Raw genomic sequence first — 6112 nt, 5'->3', positions numbered from 1 at the left:
ATCCAAATCTCGGCGACCCCACCCTGGCCGATGCTATCTGTGACCGGCTGCTGCACAACGCCTACCGGATAGAGCTTAGAGGTGATTCCATGCGCACAAGGTCACTGGCAGAGAGCAGGAGAAACGAGGGAAAGGAGGCTGCTGCAAATGACCGGTAAACTGAGTTAGACTGTCTGCACCCAGTGCCACTCCCCAAGCCATTTCTGGGGTGGCCGTTTTGGCCCGGACAAGCGGCCGGTTTGGAGCGGACACGTGGCCGATTTCACCGGAATCCGCAACAGGGGCAGGTGACCGGTAGCTTAACGGGCTATTATGCCGTACTTGGTTGTATTCTTCACTCCAATGCTCAATCAATATATCTGTCCCTGTTAATAGAAGTCAAGACTTTTACCCAAGATAAGATTGGATTGCCTATCCTGACACTACTGACCCCCACCGCACCCCACCTCCCCCAGACGCCCCTGCGCCAGGCGTACGAACCAACAACTTCACGCCATAATCGTATTGGGAGGTGATATCGATGAACCGACAACCCACACACGGCAACAGCCTGGAGCCGACGGTGAGGTCTATCTGAGAATCTCACAGCCCGGCGGTGGGTTGTGGTTAAATACATCATACCACCGGCTGATTGACGGACGTTGCTCTGCGTGCTAGCATGGCAGTTGTATGACGTTTCCCGTGGTTCGACAGGTAGCAGTCAGATATTCGTTGATTGCTGGTTGCTTACCTGCGCGCGGAGACCAGGAACGTGGTACTGTATTATGCCCCTCAAAGAGGTAGACATACTTCGGGACAGTTGCGCCAGGCGAGACTTAGAATCTGGAGAAGGATGGTTAGAAATGGCAGCTAAAGTCTACTACATGGATGCACGGGGTAGTTCACCCCAGACAAGCATGGTGGCTAAGATGTCCACTGTGTTCGAGGCCGCAGGCTTTGATAGCCTCATTAAACCGGGGGATGTGGTCGCTATCAAGCTCCATTGTGGCGAGTGGAACAACACCGCCTACCTGCGCCCGGTCTACGCCCGCACCCTGGTCGACAGGGTCAAGGCCGCCGGCGGCAGGCCCTTCGTATGTGACACTACCACCCTACCGTATAATGCGTCCCCGAGCCGATGCACCGAGTTGGACTTCATGGCCACAGCAGAGCGAAACGGGTACAATTCGGCGACTCTGGGCTGTCCGTTCGTCTGCGCTGATGGCTTCATAGGGACCGACGACTATCGAGTGGACCTTCCGGAGGGTTATATTCTCAAGGAGGCATACATCGCCACGGCCATCGCCGCCGCCGATGTGCTCATTGCCCTCACGCATTTCAAGGGTCACCCTATGGGGGTTATCGGTGGGGCTCTCAAGAACCTGGGGATAGGTGCTCAGTCCAAGAGGGGCAAGTTCAACGTTCATATGGGCGGCCATCCCAGGTACAGCTTCTCCACCTGCTCCACATTCCATCCCGAGCGCTACAAGGGGCGCAGTGGCGACCCACGCTGGCAGATGCTGGAGGATTCCTGCCCCTTCGGAGTGATACACGTCACCGAGGACTCGGTTGAATGGGAGAGGAACAAGTGCACCAGTTGCATCGCCTGCCTCGGCGCCATGCTTGGTCGCGGTATAGTCGAACTATCCGCGGAGCACTACCAGGCCACCAACGCCGCCATCGCAGACGCCTGTCTGGCCACCATCAAGGCAGTGGGGCCGGGCAAGGTCGGCTTCATCAATCTGGCCATTGACCTCGCGACTGGATGTGACTGTGTGAACTTCTCGGATGTGCCCATTCTACCCCACCTTGGGGTGTTCGCCAGCTCTGACCCTGTGGCGATTGACAAGGCATGTGTCGACAAGTCGATCGAGACGGCCGGGATACATGGCTCGAAGGCGGAGGAGATGGGTGTACTCGGTTGCGGAGACCGCAAGTTCGAGACCTGTTCCCCGTTCCTGGCGGGCCTGAGTGAGGAAACGCAAATCAATACCGGTGAGATTATCGGGCTCGGCACGAGAAAGTACGAACTGGTCGAGACAGCGGAGAAGAGAATGGCGGACTTCGCCTTCCCACTCGACCCACGACCGGTTGGGGTACGGTTTCGTACCATGTTCGCCAAGCATCAGCCATTCCCGTACGATCGCCACGATGGTCATGGCTTCCTGAGAGAGGAAGAGGTTGACCTGGAGCGTGTGAACACCAACTACGATGACTGACGGTAGCCCGGTAAGAACGAACAGAATAAGTAAAGGTGGCAGGGATGATTCCAAAAGGCATTGAAAATGCGGACGCCATAATTGAAGCCTGCAGGCTGACTCTGACAGGTCTGGACTCGGCGGAGCCGGAGTGGAAAGAGGTGTTGCAGAGCGTCATAAGTGCAATAGAGGAACTGGAAACCAAGTTCTTCCTGAAGACCAACCTCGCCATACCAATCACCAACGCATGCCGAAAAGATGCTGTAGAGCTCCAGTCCCTGGCGGAGAAACAGGACCTTTCCGGCTTTCCCGAGACGCTTGAGCGGTTCAGAGTCAATGTTGAAAAGCTTTTCAAACAGGCCAACATGGAAGGGATAACAATCACATAATGGCACCCGTCCTTGTCACTGGTGGCGCTGGCAGCGTGGGTAAGCGCGTTGTGCAGCAACTCTGTAGTATGGGTCACACCGTACGGGTCTTCGATCTCCCCAACATGGACTATTCCGACCTGGAGGGTGAGAAGGGAATCGAGGTTCTGAGAGGAGACCTCACCAGGGCCGACTCCGTGGAAACCGCGGTGCAGGATATCAGTGCTGTGATTCACCTTGCAGCCCTCCTCCCACCTGCCAGTGAGCGGAGTCGTGAGCTTACCTTCGCTGTCAACGTGGAGGGGACCGCACGAGTAGCGGAGGCATTGAAGTATGCCAATCCCAACGCGCCTTTTGTATTCAGTTCATCGGTCAGCACCTACGGTGACACAATGGGTACACAGCAACCCGTGACTGTAGACCATCCCCAGCAGGCGCTGGATATTTATGCCGAGAGCAAAATCTCCGCGGAAAGACTCCTCTTCGAGAGCTACCCGAACGTTTCAATACTGCGCATCTCGGGTATTTCAGTGCCCTCTCTCCAGTCACCTCCCGAGGTGTGGCCTTTCATGGTTGACCAGAAGATCGAGTTTGTTCACCGGGACGACGTGGTAACAGCGCTGTGCGCCGCGGTCCAGGTGGAGAAGGCCAAAGGGCATGTCTTCAACATCGCTGGAGGGAATACCTGGCGAACCACGGGTAAGGCATACGTTAAAGACTACTTCGACCTCCTGGGAGTACCCATCGAGGAGGCGCACTTCCAGGAGCGCCCGGGCTGGTGCGACTGGTATGATACCGAAGAGTCCCAGCGTATCCTTTCTTACCAGAAGACCACGTATCAGGCGTATCTCAACCAGGTCCAGGCTGAAATCGACAAGATGATGCAGGAGTAGGCCCAGATAGTCAATGCCCTGGGGTGCCCCCATCTGGCTGTCAATGTCTTTGACCAGACTGTAACTGCGCCCGCGCAGCTACTCTGATAGGCATTGTTGCTTCACCAGGTATGATAGTCTATTGGAGGTCATTGGTTTGGCCGTCACACCCTTCGTCAGACTGTGCAATCCGAGAATGGTTCCTTTTTTAATATGCGACTATGCCAATTCATAAGAGTCAGTCAATTTCTCAGAATGATTAACATATAGTGATGTCAAAGGGACAGTCTGATTCAACTATACAGTGCTACTTGCAGTTCTTTGTGTATCCCCAAAATAGACTTTGGTATGAGGCCAGGGAATCTCGATACCTTCCAGGTCAAAACGGTTCTTGATCCGCTTGCGCAGTTCTCCAGTCAGACCCCATTGCTCTCCAACCTTGGTATAGCCCCGAATACATATGTCGACGCCGTGAGCACCGAGATCGCTGACACGCATCGCGGAGGGAGTCGTTGTTAAGTTCGTTCCAAAATCGGGATCCTCTTTCAGTTCCTGGCATACCTCGTTAATGACAGTATAGACGTGACTAATATCCTCTTTGTAGGCTACAGTGATATACAGATTAATGCGAGCCCAGTCTCTCGTCTGGTTACTGGCAAGTGGTATCTGACTGTTGGGGATAACATGCATCGTTCCATTTATTTCCCGCAAGACTGTACACCTGAGTGTGATTTTCTCAACATCGCCTTCCATACCTGAAATGGTGACCCATTCACCAACACGATACCAGTCCTCCATAAAGATAAAAAACCCATTGAGAAAGTCTCTAATGATGTTTTGTGCTGCAAAACCGATTGCTAAAGCTCCAACACCGAGGCTAGCTAGTAGAGGGGTAATATCCACTCCAACAGCTCCCAGAACCATCACAAAGGCAATACTCCAAATAAGTACGGAGCAAGACTGTGTGATGACGTGCGTAAGTGTTTTAGATCGGACGGCTATCTGGTCTTGTGATTCCTCCCTAATCTTTGGGATACGCGCGGTTATTATCCTCGGGATTAATTTCTTCTGAATGACAGTAAGTACTAAAGCGAGAACAAGAATGATTGCTATTCTTATGGCGATTGCCACTAGCGTATCTGGGTTGAAAGTGAAATCAGGCGTGAGCATAACGTACCTCCTCCTTTTAAGTAACCTGAGTTTAGGAATATCCAAATACTATATCAGTGTCGCGTGGGATTGTGCGTCGTCAGGATTCAAGCAACAGTATGGTAATAGCACTTTAGTCAGTTGAATTCCCCATGTCAAACTCCCTCAATTTCCGGCTGTGCTCTTTTTCAGTTTGTGATGTTCTCTCCTTAACCTCCTCGCCAATCTTTGCTCTTACTAACGGATTAGTTACGAGTCTACAATCCCGTCCCAGTCCTGTCAATATCTCAAGGTTTACTGCACATTCCGATGTATGAAAATATAAGACGCATTATCTTGTGAAATGGTGGTAAAAAGGTTCCTTTGTTGGCCCGCCGCCCTACGTCTAACCCGCAGGCGTGACAGAAGGCGAACTTTATCCTATCTACCAGCCGCCATTGCTTGACATGCCTTCCCAATGCTCATAGACTGTGAGCACTTATCCAGTACGGTTGAGTGCGTTATGAAGTGCCCACATTGCCAGACTGAGAAGCCGGACGGAGTCAAGATTTCGCGCGGAAAGTGGTACAATCTTCGCAGGAATGGTCAGGAAACGGAAGGAGGAATGAGACCGTGTGTTGGATGTGTGACAAGTATGGAGAGGGTGGACTCTGGTACCTGAATCCCAAGCTCTATGCGAGGCAGATGTACAGACTGAGGGAACCTGGCCAGGGTCCACAGAATTTTGGTCAACTGGGACTGCGTGAGGGTGACGAGCGACCTATGACCCTGTCGGAGGTCATCCGAATCAGGAACGACGAGCCGGAAAGGTACTCCGAAGCTCTGAACTTACTCAACGACGATATTCGCACTCACGCGACCGGCCAGGCGATACCCCTCCAGGATGCCATCAAGATAGCCGAGCTCGGCGTCCCAATGGCATCCATGTTCTGCCTGTGCAGAAAGCGTATGCGCGCTATCGAGGAACGCGAAGAGGAGGAATACAGCTGTTTGGGCACGGGGCCCGGCATGTTCAAGTGGGAACGGTGGCCGGAGCGATATCGTGGCGGAGTGCATTTCATGCCCCCGAACGAGGTCAAGGAGTGGCTGGAGAAGTGGAATAAGCGGGGCTTCATGCACATCATAATGACGATGGGCGTCGGCTATGTCGAAGGGATATGTAATTGCGAATACCCCGACTGTGACGCAATAAGACACCGCCTGGACTACGGAGTTCTATCCATGCTCAAGGGCCATTATGTTGCCCGCGTGGACTACGACAAGTGCAATGGTTGCGGTATCTGCATCCAGCGCTGCCAATTCGGAGCGGCAAAGTTTGAAGTGAGAATGGACAAAACCAATATCGATCAGTACTTGTGTTATGGCTGCGGGCTATGTGAGACCGGCTGCCCCAGAGGTGCCATTACCATGGTCGATAGGATGAGCCTGCCTGGTCTCAGGGAGGTCTGGTGATGGAGGTTGACGTCACGCGGAAGATACCCACGATTGAGATAGACCATTCCAGATGTACCGTTCCCTTTCTGTGCGCGAAATGTGTACGGACCTG

At 53.2% G+C, this 6112-nt stretch carries 6 protein-coding genes; 5 read left to right on the top strand and 1 reads right to left on the bottom strand.

The annotated features are described in order from the left end of the window. From VMW13_04785 to VMW13_04770, 4 genes are all read left to right on the top strand, one after another. Positions 1-158: ATP-binding protein (locus tag VMW13_04785; protein ID HUV44130.1), on the top strand; the 158-nt coding region annotated here is incomplete at its 5' end. A 684-nt stretch (positions 159-842) separates the two neighbouring features. After that, positions 843-2198, top strand: a complete 1356-nt coding sequence (locus VMW13_04780; protein HUV44129.1) for a DUF362 domain-containing protein — start codon at positions 843-845, stop codon at positions 2196-2198. 44 nt (positions 2199-2242) lie between these two features. After that, entirely contained in the window at positions 2243-2566 is a 324-nt protein-coding gene (locus tag VMW13_04775) for a hypothetical protein (protein ID HUV44128.1), read from the top strand. Next, on the top strand, positions 2566-3438 hold the full coding sequence (locus VMW13_04770) for an NAD(P)-dependent oxidoreductase (protein HUV44127.1): 873 nt from the start codon (positions 2566-2568) through the stop codon (positions 3436-3438). Before VMW13_04775 ends, VMW13_04770 begins: the two co-directional genes overlap by 1 nt. A 276-nt stretch (positions 3439-3714) precedes the next feature. Here the strand turns inward: VMW13_04770 and VMW13_04765 are convergent, their stop codons facing one another. Continuing rightward, positions 3715-4587 (bottom strand): mechanosensitive ion channel family protein, encoded by an 873-nt coding sequence (locus VMW13_04765; GenBank protein HUV44126.1) that lies wholly within the window; start codon positions 4585-4587, stop codon positions 3715-3717. Between the two features lie 600 nt (positions 4588-5187). On the opposite strand from VMW13_04765, the gene VMW13_04760 reads away from it, so the two are divergent. Next, positions 5188-6018 carry a 4Fe-4S binding protein gene (locus VMW13_04760; protein HUV44125.1) on the top strand — a complete coding sequence of 277 codons (831 nt, stop codon included), beginning with the start codon at positions 5188-5190 and terminating at the stop codon, positions 6016-6018. The last annotated feature ends 94 nt before the right edge of the window (positions 6019-6112 follow it).

The sequence above is a fragment of the Dehalococcoidales bacterium genome, assembly GCA_035529395.1.
GTDB lineage: Bacteria > Chloroflexota > Dehalococcoidia > Dehalococcoidales > Fen-1064 > DUES01.
The sequence above is the reverse complement of the archived record's forward strand: the minus strand, read 5'-3'. Positions and strand labels throughout refer to the sequence as shown.